Raw genomic sequence first — 14,011 nt, 5'->3', positions numbered from 1 at the left:
GTTTTTATCGTTCTTCACGAACGTAAGCCTGCACCTGGTCATCGCCAGTGCGCTGCATTTTCGGGTGTTCCCAATCCACCACTTCGCCCAGGCCGACAATTAATAATCCGCCCGGTTTAAGGCGGTCGACCAAGGCATTTAATACATCCCGACGCAGCCAGCGGCGGAAATAAACCAACAGGTTTTGGCAAAAAATCACATCCACTTGCACTTGCGGCAGCTGGCGCGCGTGGATGATATTGGTGTGGGTAAAGCACACCCGGTCGCGCAATTTATTCACTACTTCATAGCTGCCATCGGCGCAGACTTGCAGATAGCGTTTGGCTTCGTCGGGTTTTACCTGCTCGACGCGGCGTTTGCTATAGCGCCCCTTGCGACCGGCAACCAGCGCCGACGAGCTGATATCCATGGCGGTGATGCCGTAATAAGGGTCGATTGCTGCCAGCTCAAAACAGTCGTTGACTACCATCGCCAAAGAGTAGGCTTCTTCACCGGTGGCGCAGCCCATGCTCCAGATATCAAAGCTGCTGTGCAGCGCCTGATTATTGATTTTGTGCTGCAGGTAATTGCGCACATATTCAATCGAATCGCGGTGGCGGAAAAAACTGGTTTCCTTAACCGCCACCCGGTCAATCAGGCGCGCCCACTCCAGTTTGGCCTCAATGGTGTCTTGTGCGACAAACTGGAAATAGGCGTCGTAATCTTCGTCACCATGATCGCGCAGGCGCGGGTTCATCTGCGACTCCAACCAAGCTTTCTGTTGAAACACCAGTTGGATGCCCGTGCGCTCCTCCAACAATTTACCCCATTGGAGAAACTGCTGTTCGGTGAGGGTGGGTAGAGTGCGTAGCGACCAGGCCATATTGCGCGTTACCAGCTGCGATGCCAGCAGAGCCGGCATCGCTTACTTATCAGGCTTTAGACGGTTGGCCGAAGATATCGTCAGGCAGAACTTCATCGTCCAGATCGATAACATCGGTTTCGCTCTCGCCGTCAAATTCCATCGCAGGCGTTGCCATAGCAGAGCGTGCTGCATTGGCGCGACCTTCAGACATATCTTCTTCCGGCAGTTTGAAACCGGCTACGGATTCACGCAGGTCGAGTGCCATTTCGGCGAGATTACCAATCGACTGCGCAGTAGCTGAGGTACCGGCAGAGGTTTGGGTGGTAATTTCCTGAATAACATTCATCGTGTTGGAGATGTGACCCGCAGACGATGCTTGCTGACGTGCAGCATTCGAAATGTTCTGGATCAATTCCGCGAGGCTTGACGATACGTTTTCAATTTCTTCCAGTGCCACACCCGCATCCTGTGCGAGGCGCGCACCGCGAACCACTTCAGATGTGGTTTGTTCCATCGAAATTACCGCTTCGTTGGTATCGTTCTGAATCGTTTTAACCAGCGCTTCGATCTGCTTGGTTGCTGCTGCGGAACGTTCCGCAAGGCGTTGAACTTCGTCCGCTACCACCGCGAAGCCGCGGCCCGCGTCACCGGCCATCGATGCCTGAATCGCGGCGTTAAGTGCGAGGATGTTGGTTTGGTCCGCAATGTCGTTAATCAAGCTTACGATGTCACCAATCTCTTGTGACGATTCACCGAGGCGCTTAATACGTTTGGAAGTATCTTGAATCTGCTCACGGATGGTATCCATCCCGTGGATAGTGTTCTGTACCACTTTCGCACCGTTACCCGCGATCGATACCGCGCGCTCCGCTACCGCTGCCGATTCGGCGGCGTTCGCAGATACCTGGTCAATGGTCACGGCCATTTCGTTTACCGCGGCCGATGCACCGGCAATTTCTTGCGCCTGGTGTTCAGATGCTTCGGCGAGGTGCAGTGCAGTTTGCTGGGTTTCTTGCGCAGCGGCCGATACGTTTACCGCGGTTTCGTTAATGCGCGCTACCAGAATACGCAGCTGGTCGATGGTGAAGTTAATAGAGTCAGCAATCGCACCGGTGAAGTCCTCGGTTACCGTAGCGGTAGTGGTCAAGTCACCGTCCGCGAGGTCGGCCAGTTCATCGAGCAGACGCAAAATCGCGGTCTGGTTACGTTCGTTGGTTTCGGTGGTTTCGTCCGCACGGGTACGAGCGCCGCGGTACTGGTTAAAACCGAGGAAGAATAAAGAGGCCAGAGTAATCGCCGCGAGGATGATAACGGTAGTGTTGTTGATGAACGGTCGGTTGTCCGCTTGGGCGGCGATTTTATCGGAGATGGTCGCCAGCGCTTGCAGCAGTTGTGGGGTATCGTTCAATACTGCATCAGATGCCTGACGGGCGCGGGTCAGGTTGGTCGCACCTTCCACCATTTCCTGAATCGATTTATTTACACCTTCAAACAGGGAGGTGATTTGGTCGAGACTCGCACGCGCTTGCATATCCGATACACGGGTAATACGCAGTGCCGGGTCGCCTTCTTTCATAGCAGTGAGAACGCGCGCATAGAAGTTGGCGTCACGGTTAAATTGGTCGGCAGCATCGCCAGAGTCGGTATCACCGCGCAGCATCTTGTCTACGTTACGGCCGATACGTTCGGCGCGCCAAGACAGCAGCTGGGCTTGAATCGCCTGATCCGCAGGAGCGCCGGATTCAAGCAAAATATCCACGATATTGTTGTGTTCGGTCTGCAGGGTCGGCAGGTTTTCGTTCAGGTTGTTACCCACGCTGTTGAGCGATACGATCAGGTCTTTGTTGGTCGCAATCGCTTGAGCGTTGGTTTTAACGCGGTTCCAGATGGCGCCGTAGTTATCGAACTCGGCGCTGAGTGTGGCGCGCGTGCGTTCGTCACTATTGCGGAGCATGTTCCAGGTGCTGTCCATGCTGCTTACTACGCTGGTCAATTCACCGAAGGCATTTTCATCGCCCGAGGTGGCGTCGCGCGAGAGCGAGGTCAGACGATAGGCTTGCGCACGCAAGTCACCGGCTTGTTGCAGATAGCGCTGGTCGTTGCTCTTGCCCTGGTTAATCAGGAACAGCAGTACCATCGCGGCAGCAAACGAAGCCACCAGCAAGACCGCGGCGATAATCGTCGTCGGTTTTGCCTTGAAAGCGGCAATCTTTGAATCAGTTTTCATCTAAGCACTCCTAACCAGCGTTCGGTTTTATTTTTTCTATCCACTCAGCTGTTGCGCAGGGCAGCAGCCTCATTTAACTCCAATCTAACGATTTCATCTAACTGATTGTTTTTGTAACAACTTTTTCTACTGCACTAACTTTTGGCGGGTGAATCCGATCAGGATTTAGCCGCATTGGTAAAACGTGGATCTTCCGCCAGCAAGGCTGGACGGAACAGCGACCAGCGCTCGCCGCCCTGCGGATAGCTGCCGGTTACAAATGGCAAAAGTGAGCTGGCGACAGGGCCTGCTTGCTCGCTGTACTCATCCATCGGGAAGTGCTGCATGCCGAATACCTGATCTACAATCAGGCCGGAATACAGGGTTTCGGTTTCCAATATCAATACCCGGCGCTGTTTGCGCGAGCCGGTAAGGCGATCGCCAAAAAACATCGCCAGATCAAATAGGGGCAGCAAGCGGCCGCGCACATTGGCAACGCCTTTTACCCAAGGCTGTACACCGGGTAGATGGGTGTGATTGGGGACTTCCAGCATCTCTGAGATTTCACCAATTGGCACCACAAAATAGCTGCCCATGAGCGCAAAACCAATGCCGCTCCAATGGGGGCGTATGTCCGCCTGAGCCGGCAGACCGCGTGCGGCAGCGCGACTGCGCTGTGCCAATGTAAGCAGGGCCTGAAAGGCGGCCTGGGGTTCTGACATAAATCTATCCGTAACTGTCTACATCACCACTTGGGATTGGCGCTGGCGCCAACTATGGTCAGTGGTGCGGCTGTTGTTATTGTCGTGCGTCGTCCCTGGGGCTGATAAAGCTATCCTTTAATTAAGGCAGTACTTCCGCCATAGCGGCCATCAACACTTCAGCGGTAATGGGTTTGGATAAGTAGGCTTTAGCGCCTTGACGCATGCCCCAAACGCGGTCGGTTTGCTGGTCTTTGGTGGTGACGATAATCACTGGAATATGAGCGGTTTCAGCGGTTTTGGTCAGTTGACGAGTCGCTTGAAAACCATTGAGGCCGGGCATGACTACGTCCATCAGCACTAGATCCGGCAGCTCTTTTTGTGCCATCGCAATACCGGCTTCGCCGTTGTCGGCGGTCATCACCACGTGGCCATTTTTTTCCAGCATGCTGGTGAGCTTGTAAGTTTCGGTCGGTGAATCGTCAATAATCAATACTCTGGCCATAAGCACTCCAAAAAAACCAAATAGTTATTCCGCAGCAATGCGGTGATTGTTGGATAGTCCTTTAGAAATTGATCCAGACTGTTATTGAGGTGATGGCGCCTAAATGGGAAGGCGTCAATAACAGTTAAAAACCGGAGTAGATACCCGCGATTAAGAGGCTTTTAAATGCTTGACGTGGGCTTCGATGGCGCCGAGTAACTCGCTTTTGCTGAATGGCTTGGTGAGGTACTGGTCAGAGCCGACAATACGCCCTTTGGCTTTGTCGAACAGACCATCTTTACTGGAAAGCATAATGACCGGGGTGGTCTTGAATTCGCTGTTATTCTTGATCAGTGCACAGGTTTGATAGCCGTCGAGACGCGGCATCATAATGTCCACAAAAATAATGTCGGGGCGGGTATCGGCGATTTTGGCCAAAGCATCAAAACCGTCGGTAGCAGTGATGACCATGCAGCCCGCTTTTTTAAGCAGTGTTTCAGCTGTGCGCCGGATGGTTTTGCTATCGTCGATAACCATCACTTTTAGGCTTTCGTAAGTTACTTCCATACTCTGACCTTGCCTTTTGTTATTGCCGCAGTGGTTGCCGCAGCTGCCAGATATACACGTTGATTGTTAAAGTGAGTTAATTTTTGCTTTTATATTGCAGTCACTTCTAAAAACCGGCGCTCAAATAACGCCATCAGTGAAGCGAAACTTTTAACACAGTTTTTAGGGTTACGCCATAACTACTTGAATATATGAGTAATCCATACCGTTTTTGATTTTTTTATAGCTGTTTAATCTGTCGGTAATAATCTTGCTTTAATTGCCTGCAGGACTTAACTTTAGCCCGCCGCACCGACTCCGGCAACGTATTTGCAATCCTCAGGCGCAAGTTTGTGCCTATCTAACTCGAGCAACCGCTATGGCAATCTCTCTCGGCGTGGTCATGGACCCTATCGCAGACATCAAATTCTACAAAGACACAACACTCGCGCTGTTGCTTGCGGCGCAGGAGCGCGGTTGGGATTTGCACTACATGGAGCAGAAAGATTTGTATCTGCTGCAGGGGGAGGCGCGAGCCAATATGCGCAATCTGTTTGTGGCCGACAACGGCGATAGCTGGTTTGAGTTGGGCTTGCATGAAGATAAAAAGCTGGGTGATCTGGATGTGATCATCATGCGCAAAGACCCGCCCTTTGATAACGAATACATATATAGCACTTATATTCTTGAAGCCGCCCAACGCGATGGTGCCTTGGTGGTAAATGATCCACGCAGCTTGCGCGACTGCAATGAGAAAATCTTCGCCACCCAATTTCCACAGTGCTGCCCGCCCGTTTTGGTGAGTCGCGATATGCTGCGTTTGCGCGAATTCCATAAGCAGCATGGCGATGTCATCTTTAAGCCACTCGATGGCATGGGTGGTAGCCGTATTTTCCGCTGCCGCCAAGATGACCCCAATGTGGGGGTGATTCTCGAAACCCTGACCGAGTTTGGTGTGCAGACTATTATGGCGCAGCGCTATATCCCGGCAATCACTGAAGGTGACAAGCGTATTCTGGTAGTGGATGGCGAGCCAGTTCCCTATTGCTTGGCGCGTATTCCCGCCAAAGGTGAAACACGCGGAAATCTGGCTGCTGGTGGCACCGGTGTCGCCCAACCGCTGACGGAACAGGATTACTGGATAGTGGAGCAGGTGGCGCCCACGCTTAAAGCCAAAGGCTTGCTGTTTGTGGGCTTGGATGTAATCGGCAACTACCTGACCGAGATCAATGTCACCAGTCCGACCTGCGCGCGCGAAATCGACAAAGCCTACAACACCGGAATTGGGTCACGGCTAATGGATGCCATTGAGCGTAAATTAGCGGCGCAATAATCAACCGGGTTTTTAAATAGCTGTGTCGCCGAAAAAGACCAAAGAGATAACAAGAGTAGATCGAATGAATCAGGCAGTTACTTTGGAAGAAGAAAACCTTGCCGCATCACCGGTAGATACGGGTGATCGCCTGAGTTTTACCTTCTTTCTGGCGATTGCCCTGCACGCGTTTTTGATTTTGGGGTTTAGTTTTAAGCTGCCTGATCACAGTAGTAAATCGCAAACCATCGAAATTACGCTGGCGACGCACAAATCGCTCAAAGCGCCTGATAATGCCGATTTTCTCGCCCAGCACAATCAGGAAGCGAGCGGCACGCTAGATGAAGCCAAGCAACTGACCACTGAGCGCCAGGCTGAATTTGCTGATACCCAAGTGCGTGATGTGAACCCGATTCCACAGCAGCAGGCGGCTTCAACGCAAAAGATCAAAGAGCAGCAACTGTTATCTACTACTGCCCAAAGTGTGCGCACAACTCAGGTGAAGTTAAATCCGGACGAGCGCGAAGAGCGTGAAACGCTGGATGGTTTGATGGAAGACCAACCGCTGATCTCGGCTGAGATCGCCAGTTTGCAAGCCAAGCTCGATAAGCAGCGGCAGGAGTATGCCAAGCGCCCGCGAGTGCGCACTCTGACGTCGGTATCCACCAAGGAATCCTTTGATGCCAAATACCTGCACGAGTGGAGTACCAAGGTCGAGCAGGTGGGCAATCGCAACTATCCGCAGGAAGCCTTAAGTCGCCATATCACCGGCCATCTGCGTCTGTCGGTGGTGATCAATCCCGATGGCACCATCTATGAGATCAAGGTGCTGCAATCCTCCGGTCAGCGCATTCTCGACGATGCTGCGCGCCAGATACTGCGCCTATCATCGCCCTTTGCCTCCTTCCCGCCTGAAATCCGCAAGCAGGCTGACCGCTTGCAGATTATCCGTACCTGGAACTTCGAAATTACCGGTAACCAGTCCACGATTACTACCTCTGCCAATTGATCCGTGCAGGATAAATTTGTGCAGGCGTGTTTGTTTTAGTTCGGATTGGCCCCATACTGCGAACATGAACGAACAAAATACCTTTACTACTGAATACGATGAACTGACGCCGGGCAGTTTGCGCGACCACTTTCTGATTGCCATGCCGGGGTTAAACGATTCATCCTTCGCCCACACAGTGACCTATATCTGTGAGCATAGCGACAAGGGCGCTATGGGGGTGGTGATTAATGCCGCTACACCCATGCTGCTAAAAGAAATTTTCGCGCAGATGAACTTGGATGATCTATCTGATCAGGGTGAGCTGATAGTCATGAGCGGTGGTCCGGTGCAACCTGAGCGCGGATTTGTCCTGCACAGTAATGACGCCAAATGGCAATCAACGCTGGAAGTGTCTTCCGATATCAGTCTTACTGCATCGCGCGATATCATTGCGGCCATGGCAGAAGGGCGCGGCCCTAAACAATGCCTTATCGCCCTTGGTTATGCCGGTTGGGGCGAGGGACAGCTGGAGGCGGAAATCGCCGCTAATAGCTGGCTCACGGTTCCTGCCAACAAAGAGATTATCTTTAATACACCTTTCGAAGATCGCTGGGCTTCCGCTGCACAAACGCTGGGAATAGACGTCAATTTGATCTCCAGTACTGCCGGTCACGCTTAATCTAAAACTTTTTCATCATGATTAAATCCTTGCTTGCCTTTGATTACGGCACCAAAAATATTGGTGTCGCTTCCGGCCAAACCATCACTCACTCCGCCAATTCCCAGCCGCCGCTAAAAGCCAAAGACGGTGTGCCCGATTGGCAGCAAATTGAAAAATTATTGAAAGACTGGCAGCCGGATTTAGTGTTGGTGGGATTACCACTCAATATGGATGGCAGCGAAAGTGAGTTGAGCGCGCGCGCGCGCAAATTTGGCAATCGTCTGCACGGCCGCTTTGGCGTAAAAGTGGAAATGGTCGATGAACGCTTGAGCAGTTTTGAAGCGAAAGGCGAAGTTATCGAGCGCGGAGGCTCACGCGATTACAAACACAATCCAGTCGATTCCATTGCTGCGCGCGTAATTTTGGAAAGTTGGTTTGAACGGCAAATTAATTAATTCAGATTGTTGAAATTCTTAAAGGAATTTTTTTATGGGGCTTGTCGTTTTAGCTATTTTTATCATTACCTCTATTTATGTACAAAATAGAGGTTCTGTTCAACATGATCTTCTTACACGCAAGATAACGGATCACGCCAATATTTTCGCACCGATTAACTGCTTGTTTTATTTGTTTTCAAAAGATCGCAAATCGGTTTATTTCGATTTAAAAGATTTTCCCGAGTTGACTAGTCTTCAAGAAAATTGGCAGGTGATTCGCGATGAGGCAGTTAATCTCGATACCGCTGCACAGATCAAAGCATCTGATGATCTTGATGATATTGGCTTCAATTCTTTTTTTCGTACGGGTTGGAAACGTTTTTATCTGACGTGGTACGGCGCCAACTTAAAGTCGGCAGAGCAGCTTTGCCCTAAAACACTGGCGCTAATTAATCAGCTCCCCAATGTGAAGGGCGCCATGTTTGCGATGCTGCCGCCGGGGGCGAAGCTTACCAAGCATCGCGATCCCTATGCAGGATCTTTGCGTTATCACTTGGGATTAGTAACGCCCAATTCAGATGACTGTTATATCTCTGTTGATGGGCAGCGCTACGCATGGAAAGATGGCGAGGCGGTAATGTTTGATGAAACCTTTATTCATTACGCCGAAAATAAAACCAATCAAAATCGTATTATTTTATTTTTGGATGTAAAGCGCCCGATCAATTTTTTTCTGGTTGATTGGATTAACGAAATTTTTTCGCGAGTAGTGGTTGCAAGCACGGCAACTAAAAATATGCCGGGCGATAAGGTTGGTTTGCTCAACCGGGTTTTTGGTTATTTGTATCAAATTAGAATTCAGGGAAAGAAAATCAAAGAATTTAATCGCCCGCTGTATTACACGCTGCAATACGCTATGTATTTGGGATTGATTTACTGGATTTTCTTTTAATCGGGATTGTATCAGTGCAGGTTTTAACTGCACTGATACATGAGTGGTTAAAACATCTTGCCGCGATTGTTGTGGTCATCGGTTTGAATCGACAAACTGTCAGCGGCGTGTGACAAATAATTTGCGTCGGTTTCGGAGCCGAGTTTAATCATCAAGCGCAGGTCGTTGGGTGAGTCGGCGTGCAAGAGCGCATCTTCATAAGTAATTTCGCCGTTGTCGTAAAGTGCGTAGAGAGCTTGGTCGAACGTCTGCATTCCCAATTCGGTTGAGCGCTTCATCAATTCTTTCAAATCACTTACTTCGCCCTTGCGAATTAAATCCTGCGCGAGTGGGGTATTAATCATAATTTCCAAACAGGCGCGACGACCATTGCCATCGGGAGTTGGAATTAATTGCTGTGCCACAATCGCTTTCAGGTTGAGCGATAAGTCCATCCACAATTGGTGGTGACGATCAGCGGGGAAGAAGTGAATGATACGATCGAGTGCTTGGTTGGCGTTGTTGGCGTGGAGCGTACACAGACACAGGTGGCCAGTTTCAGCAAAAGCAATCGCGTGATCCATAGTTTCGCGCGAGCGCACCTCACCAATCAAAATCACATCAGGCGCCTGACGCAGAGTGTTTTTCAGCGCAACTTCAAAGGATTCGGTATCAATGCCCACTTCGCGCTGGGTGATGATGCAGCCCTGATGTTGGTGAATAAATTCAATCGGGTCTTCGATAGAAATAATATGACCTTTTGAATTTTGGTTGCGATGGCCGATCATGGAGGCGAGCGACGTGGATTTACCGGTGCCAGTCGCTCCCACAAAAATAATCAGGCCGCGTTTGGTCATCGCCAGTTCTTTAATGATTTCGGGCAAGCCCAATTCATCAATCTGTGGAATTTTAGTTTCAATGCGGCGCAATACCATGCCCGCCAGATTGCGCTGATAAAATGCGCTGGCACGGAAACGGCCAATACCGCGCGCACTTACCGCAAAGTTCAACTCTTTCTTTTCGATAAATTCATTGCGCTGTTTTTCGTTCATTACGCTCAGCACCAGTTCGCGCGCTTTTTCTGGCGCGAGCGGTGTGGCGGTAACGGGCACAACCTTGCCATGGACTTTGATCGAAGGCGGCACGCCTGCGGTGATAAACAAATCCGACGCGCCTTTTTCTACCATTAACGATAATAAACGATCAAAATCCATAACTATGCACCTTAAAAATTATTGATTGCTTGTGCTTAAAAAGTTGATTAACTATTTCCCAAGTCTTTTTATCAAAAGTTCTCTGGGTCTTTCTATTAGAAATTCTCTGGGAACTTGGCTTTGCTGCGCGCTGCTTCACGGCTGACGATACGGCGTGCAACCAAGTCAGCCAAGCACTGATCCATCGTCTGCATGCCGAGCGAGGCACCGGTTTGGATCGCTGAATACATCTGCGCAACCTTGTCCTCGCGAATCAGGTTACGGATCGCTGAAGTACCGCGCATAATTTCGTGTGCCGCCACACGGCCGCCGCCGTTTTTCTTCATCAATGTTTGCGAGATTACCGCTTGCAACGATTCTGACAACATTGAGCGCACCATGGATTTTTCGTTCGCGGGGAACACGTCCACGATACGGTCGATGGTTTTTGCCGCCGAGGTGGTGTGCAGTGTGCCGAATACCAAGTGGCCGGTCTCTGCTGCTGTCAGAGCCAAACGGATAGTTTCCAGGTCGCGCATCTCACCTACCAGAATAATGTCCGGGTCTTCACGCAGTGCCGAGCGCAGTGCTTCGTTAAAGCCGTGAGTATCGCGGTGAACTTCACGCTGGTTGATCAAGCATTTTTTCGATTCGTGTACGAATTCGATAGGGTCTTCAATGGTCAATACGTGTTCGTATTTGTTGTCATTGATGTAGTCGATCATCGCTGCGAGGGTAGTGGATTTACCCGAACCGGTCGGCCCGGTTACTAGCACCAAGCCACGCGGTACCGCGCAGATATCGCGAAACACATTGCCCATGCCCAGTTCTTCCATCGTCAGCACTTTGGACGGAATGGTACGGAATACGGCGCCGGCGCCGCGGTTTTGGTTAAAGGCGTTCACACGGAAGCGTGCCACGCCGGGAACCTCGAACGAGAAGTCGGTTTCCAGAAATTCTTCGTAGTCCTTGCGCTGCTTGTCATTCATAATGTCGTAAATCAAGCCGTGAACTTGCTTGTGCTCCATGGGCGGCAAGTTGATACGGCGCACATCGCCATCGACGCGGATCATCGGCGGCAAACCCGCCGAGAGGTGCAAGTCAGACGCGCCTTGTTTGGCACTAAACGCCAGCAGTTCGGTGATATCCATTAAGAGCAACCTTTTGTTATGCGTCTGCAGCGCAGACATTTGTGGGCTAGTTCAGCGATTATTAAGAAAACGAATATGCACAAGATAGACGACCAGCTCGCGAAAGTCACCGCACGAATTGATCAAGCCGCTCTGGCCGCCGGACGAAATCCGCAAACTGTGCAGTTGATCGCTGTGAGCAAAACCCAACCTGCACAAGCTTTGCGCGATGCCTACAATTGGGGGCAGCGCGCTTTTGGCGAAAACTATCTGCAAGAGGCGCTGGATAAGCAAACGCAACTCGCCGATTTGCCTGAACTTGAATGGCACTTTATCGGCCCCATCCAATCCAACAAAACCCGCCCGATCGCCACTCACTTTAGCTGGGTGCACTCGGTCGACCGGTTAAAAATCGCCCAGCGCTTGAGCGAGCAGCGCCCGCCGGAGCTGCCGCCGCTGAATATCTGTGTGCAAGTAAATATAGATGATGAGGCGACAAAGTCAGGTGTCAGTCTTGCCGATTTACCCGCACTTGTAGCGGCGATCCAACCGCTGCCGCGCTTGCAGCTGCGTGGTTTGATGGCAATTCCCGCCGCCGATAACAATCCTGCGCAGCAGCGCGCCGCCTTTGCTAAATTGCATGAGGCCCTGATCACCTTGAATGCACAGGGCTTTTCGTTGGATTGCCTGTCGATGGGCATGTCGGGCGACTTGGAAGCGGCCATCGCCGAAGGCGCGACTTTTGTGCGGGTAGGGACGGATATTTTTGGCGCACGGCCTAAACTGAACTGAGTTTTTTATCACCTACTAAATAGTTTTATAGATTAACCATTAAGGATCCATTGTGAGTACAGCCAAAATTGCCTTTATCGGCGCCGGTAACATGGCCAAAGCGATTATCGGGGGCTTGATTGCCGAGGGTTATAGCCCTGCCCAAATTATCGCCGCTGGCCCGCGTATGGAAACGCTCGAAAAAGTGCAGCAGCAATTTGCGATTGAAATCACCACCGACAACGGCGCTGCCGCTGCGCAAGCCGATGTGGTCGTGCTGGGGGTAAAACCGCAGATGCTGAAAGAGGTGAGCCTCGCGCTGCGCGCCTCTCTTGCGCATAAACCGCTGATTATTTCGCTGGCAGCGGGCATTACCACCACAAGTATCTCCAGCTGGCTGGGTGAGGATCAGGCGCTAGTGCGCTGCATGCCCAACACCCCATCGCAATTGCGCGCCGGTGCGAGCGGCTTGTTTGCCAATGCCTTGGTGAGCGATGCGCAAAAAGCCTCGGCCGATGCGATTCTCGGCGCCGTAGGTATAGTGCAGTGGCTGGAAGATGAAGCGCTGATCAACAGCGTGACTGCGGTATCCGGCTCCGGCCCCGCCTATTTCTTTTTAATGATGGAAGCCATGATCGATGCCGGTGTCGAGCTGGGCTTAACCCGCGAATGTGCGACCGAGCTGACCTTACAGACCGCATTGGGCGCCGCCCAGCTCGCGAAAGGCAGTGATTGCGATGTCGCCGAACTGCGCCGCCGTGTGACCTCGCCCAAGGGCACAACCGAGCAGGCGATATTGTCATTTGAGCGCGACGGCCTGCGCGCTACTGTATTAAATGCCATGACGGCCTGTTCCAATCGCGCGGTGGAATTGTCTGAACTCTTGGGTAAATAACGCACTTGGTGTCATAAACAGTGGCATAAACAATCGGAGATATACATGTTTGTCAGTATTTTGCATTTGATCGCTTATAGCTTGATGTCGTTGTTTTTAGTGATTGTGATTTTGCGTTTTCTGCTGCAATTGGTGCGCGCCGATTTTTACAATCCGGTTTCGCAAGCCATAGTCAAAATCACCATGCCGCTGCTTAAACCCCTGCGCAAAGTTATTCCCAGTGTGGGTGGTATTGATACCGCTTCGGTGGTGCTGATTATTCTGGTGCAGCTGGTCGCCTCTGCGATTCTCGCGCTTATCATGGGCGCCGGCGGCATTATTCTTAACCCGCTGCCGTTAATTCTGTGGGGCATAGTGGGAACACTGACGATTGTCTCCAGCATTTTCTTCTGGAGCATGATCATCAGTATCGTGGGTAGTTTTATCGCGCCTTTTAGCCATCACCCGCTGCTGCTGCTCGCTAACCAGATTATCAACCCGCTTACTGCACCCATTCGCAAAATTCTCCCACCACTGGGCGGCGTGCTGGATTTATCGCCGATCATCATCCTGCTCGGTTTGCAGGTGGTGGATATCCTGATTGATCGTCTCGCATTTATGGTGGGGATAGATCCGCGTTTGGTGCTGGGTTATTGGTAATCCGCGCACCTATGACGATGACGCCAGATGTTAGCTTTTTAAACCAGTGCTTAGTGAAGCGATGCAAAATAATCATCGACTTCGCGTTGCAGTTTGAAGCGGCGTTTTCCTTGTTTTTCTTTGGGGCGGCTGGTGTGTTCGTGATGAAATAAAAAATCATCCTGATCATCGCGGCCGCTGCCAAAGTGTTTAGCAAAATTTTGTTTTTTCAGTTTTGTTTTTGACGTTGCAGAATGCATGTTTAATCCCTCATTTATAGTTAAGTTGTAC

Annotated in this window: 16 protein-coding genes; 8 read left to right on the top strand and 8 right to left on the bottom strand. The window is 51.1% G+C overall.

Annotated elements, in window-relative coordinates; all coding sequences use genetic code 11:
- Window positions 1-4: 4 nt before the first annotated feature.
- From SPL68_RS02065 to pilG, 5 genes are all read right to left on the bottom strand, one after another.
- A complete protein-coding gene (locus SPL68_RS02065; protein ID WP_323813401.1) occupies window positions 5-901 on the bottom strand; it encodes a CheR family methyltransferase in 897 nt (298 codons plus the stop codon).
- Window positions 902-911: 10 nt separating this feature from the next.
- The gene (locus tag SPL68_RS02060) at window positions 912-3,071 is read right to left on the bottom strand and encodes a methyl-accepting chemotaxis protein (protein WP_323813400.1); all 2,160 of its coding nucleotides are present in this window, start codon (window positions 3,069-3,071) and stop codon (window positions 912-914) included.
- 158 nt (window positions 3,072-3,229) lie between these two features.
- The gene (locus tag SPL68_RS02055; RefSeq protein WP_323813399.1) at window positions 3,230-3,772 is read right to left on the bottom strand and encodes a chemotaxis protein CheW; all 543 of its coding nucleotides are present in this window, start codon (window positions 3,770-3,772) and stop codon (window positions 3,230-3,232) included.
- Between the two features lie 121 nt (window positions 3,773-3,893).
- Window positions 3,894-4,256 carry a twitching motility response regulator PilH gene (gene pilH, locus SPL68_RS02050; RefSeq protein ID WP_323813398.1) on the bottom strand — a complete coding sequence of 121 codons (363 nt, stop codon included), beginning with the start codon at window positions 4,254-4,256 and terminating at the stop codon, window positions 3,894-3,896.
- 150 nt (window positions 4,257-4,406) lie between these two features.
- Complete coding sequence (gene pilG, locus SPL68_RS02045; RefSeq protein ID WP_007639219.1) at window positions 4,407-4,802, bottom strand: twitching motility response regulator PilG; 396 nt, start codon at window positions 4,800-4,802, stop codon at window positions 4,407-4,409.
- A 358-nt stretch (window positions 4,803-5,160) separates the two neighbouring features.
- On the opposite strand from pilG, the gene gshB reads away from it, so the two are divergent.
- The 5 genes from gshB to SPL68_RS02020 all read left to right on the top strand — a co-directional run bounded on the left by gshB (window position 5,161) and on the right by SPL68_RS02020 (window position 9,134).
- On the top strand, window positions 5,161-6,114 hold the full coding sequence (gene gshB, locus SPL68_RS02040) for a glutathione synthase (RefSeq protein ID WP_323813397.1): 954 nt from the start codon (window positions 5,161-5,163) through the stop codon (window positions 6,112-6,114).
- 64 nt (window positions 6,115-6,178) lie between these two features.
- On the top strand, window positions 6,179-7,102 hold the full coding sequence (locus tag SPL68_RS02035; protein ID WP_323813396.1) for an energy transducer TonB: 924 nt from the start codon (window positions 6,179-6,181) through the stop codon (window positions 7,100-7,102).
- Between the two features lie 64 nt (window positions 7,103-7,166).
- Window positions 7,167-7,763, top strand: a complete 597-nt coding sequence (locus SPL68_RS02030; protein ID WP_323813395.1) for a YqgE/AlgH family protein — start codon at window positions 7,167-7,169, stop codon at window positions 7,761-7,763.
- Window positions 7,764-7,780: 17 nt separating this feature from the next.
- The gene (ruvX, locus tag SPL68_RS02025; RefSeq protein ID WP_323813394.1) at window positions 7,781-8,200 is read left to right on the top strand and encodes a Holliday junction resolvase RuvX; all 420 of its coding nucleotides are present in this window, start codon (window positions 7,781-7,783) and stop codon (window positions 8,198-8,200) included.
- Window positions 8,201-8,234: 34 nt separating this feature from the next.
- On the top strand, window positions 8,235-9,134 hold the full coding sequence (locus tag SPL68_RS02020; protein WP_323813393.1) for an aspartyl/asparaginyl beta-hydroxylase domain-containing protein: 900 nt from the start codon (window positions 8,235-8,237) through the stop codon (window positions 9,132-9,134).
- A 47-nt stretch (window positions 9,135-9,181) separates the two neighbouring features.
- Here SPL68_RS02020 and SPL68_RS02015 read toward each other — a convergent pair whose 3' ends face one another.
- On the bottom strand, window positions 9,182-10,327 hold the full coding sequence (locus tag SPL68_RS02015; protein WP_323813392.1) for a PilT/PilU family type 4a pilus ATPase: 1,146 nt from the start codon (window positions 10,325-10,327) through the stop codon (window positions 9,182-9,184).
- A 95-nt stretch (window positions 10,328-10,422) separates the two neighbouring features.
- Window positions 10,423-11,457: a type IV pilus twitching motility protein PilT gene (locus tag SPL68_RS02010; RefSeq protein WP_323813391.1), complete on the bottom strand. Its 1,035-nt coding sequence runs from the start codon at window positions 11,455-11,457 to the stop codon at window positions 10,423-10,425.
- 75 nt (window positions 11,458-11,532) lie between these two features.
- Between SPL68_RS02010 and SPL68_RS02005 the strand changes: the two genes are divergently transcribed.
- Genes SPL68_RS02005 through SPL68_RS01995 form a run of 3 tightly spaced genes read left to right on the top strand, consistent with a single transcriptional unit; the run spans window position 11,533 to window position 13,741 of the window.
- Window positions 11,533-12,228: a YggS family pyridoxal phosphate-dependent enzyme gene (locus SPL68_RS02005; RefSeq protein WP_323813390.1), complete on the top strand. Its 696-nt coding sequence runs from the start codon at window positions 11,533-11,535 to the stop codon at window positions 12,226-12,228.
- Window positions 12,229-12,280: 52 nt separating this feature from the next.
- Complete coding sequence (gene proC / locus SPL68_RS02000; RefSeq protein ID WP_323813389.1) at window positions 12,281-13,102, top strand: pyrroline-5-carboxylate reductase; 822 nt, start codon at window positions 12,281-12,283, stop codon at window positions 13,100-13,102.
- Between the two features lie 45 nt (window positions 13,103-13,147).
- Window positions 13,148-13,741, top strand: coding sequence for a YggT family protein (locus tag SPL68_RS01995; RefSeq protein WP_323813388.1), 594 nt, complete (start codon window positions 13,148-13,150; stop codon window positions 13,739-13,741).
- A gap of 50 nt (window positions 13,742-13,791) precedes the next feature.
- Here the strand turns inward: SPL68_RS01995 and SPL68_RS01990 are convergent, their stop codons facing one another.
- Window positions 13,792-13,980, bottom strand: a complete 189-nt coding sequence (locus tag SPL68_RS01990; RefSeq protein WP_323813387.1) for a hypothetical protein — start codon at window positions 13,978-13,980, stop codon at window positions 13,792-13,794.
- Window positions 13,981-14,011 lie beyond the last annotated feature (31 nt).

This window comes from Cellvibrio chitinivorans, assembly GCF_035117775.1.
GTDB lineage: Bacteria > Pseudomonadota > Gammaproteobacteria > Pseudomonadales > Cellvibrionaceae > Cellvibrio > Cellvibrio chitinivorans.
This window is presented reverse-complemented; position numbering and strand designations above follow the sequence as displayed.

Bases quoted from the DNA above. Each gene is read 5' to 3' on its own strand.
- SPL68_RS02065 (WP_323813401.1), bottom strand. From the start codon at position 901: ATGCCGGCTCTGCTGGCATCGCAGCTGGTAACGCGCAATATGGCCTGG.
- SPL68_RS02060 (WP_323813400.1), bottom strand. From the start codon at position 3,071: ATGAAAACTGATTCAAAGATTGCCGCTTTCAAGGCAAAACCGACGACG.
- SPL68_RS02055 (WP_323813399.1), bottom strand. From the start codon at position 3,772: ATGTCAGAACCCCAGGCCGCCTTTCAGGCCCTGCTTACATTGGCACAG.
- pilH (WP_323813398.1), bottom strand. From the start codon at position 4,256: ATGGCCAGAGTATTGATTATTGACGATTCACCGACCGAAACTTACAAG.
- pilG (WP_007639219.1), bottom strand. From the start codon at position 4,802: ATGGAAGTAACTTACGAAAGCCTAAAAGTGATGGTTATCGACGATAGC.
- gshB (WP_323813397.1), top strand. From the start codon at position 5,161: ATGGCAATCTCTCTCGGCGTGGTCATGGACCCTATCGCAGACATCAAA.
- SPL68_RS02035 (WP_323813396.1), top strand. From the start codon at position 6,179: ATGAATCAGGCAGTTACTTTGGAAGAAGAAAACCTTGCCGCATCACCG.
- SPL68_RS02030 (WP_323813395.1), top strand. From the start codon at position 7,167: ATGAACGAACAAAATACCTTTACTACTGAATACGATGAACTGACGCCG.
- ruvX (WP_323813394.1), top strand. From the start codon at position 7,781: ATGATTAAATCCTTGCTTGCCTTTGATTACGGCACCAAAAATATTGGT.
- SPL68_RS02020 (WP_323813393.1), top strand. From the start codon at position 8,235: ATGGGGCTTGTCGTTTTAGCTATTTTTATCATTACCTCTATTTATGTA.
- SPL68_RS02015 (WP_323813392.1), bottom strand. From the start codon at position 10,327: ATGGATTTTGATCGTTTATTATCGTTAATGGTAGAAAAAGGCGCGTCG.
- SPL68_RS02010 (WP_323813391.1), bottom strand. From the start codon at position 11,457: ATGGATATCACCGAACTGCTGGCGTTTAGTGCCAAACAAGGCGCGTCT.
- SPL68_RS02005 (WP_323813390.1), top strand. From the start codon at position 11,533: ATGCACAAGATAGACGACCAGCTCGCGAAAGTCACCGCACGAATTGAT.
- SPL68_RS01995 (WP_323813388.1), top strand. From the start codon at position 13,148: ATGTTTGTCAGTATTTTGCATTTGATCGCTTATAGCTTGATGTCGTTG.
- SPL68_RS01990 (WP_323813387.1), bottom strand. From the start codon at position 13,980: ATGCATTCTGCAACGTCAAAAACAAAACTGAAAAAACAAAATTTTGCT.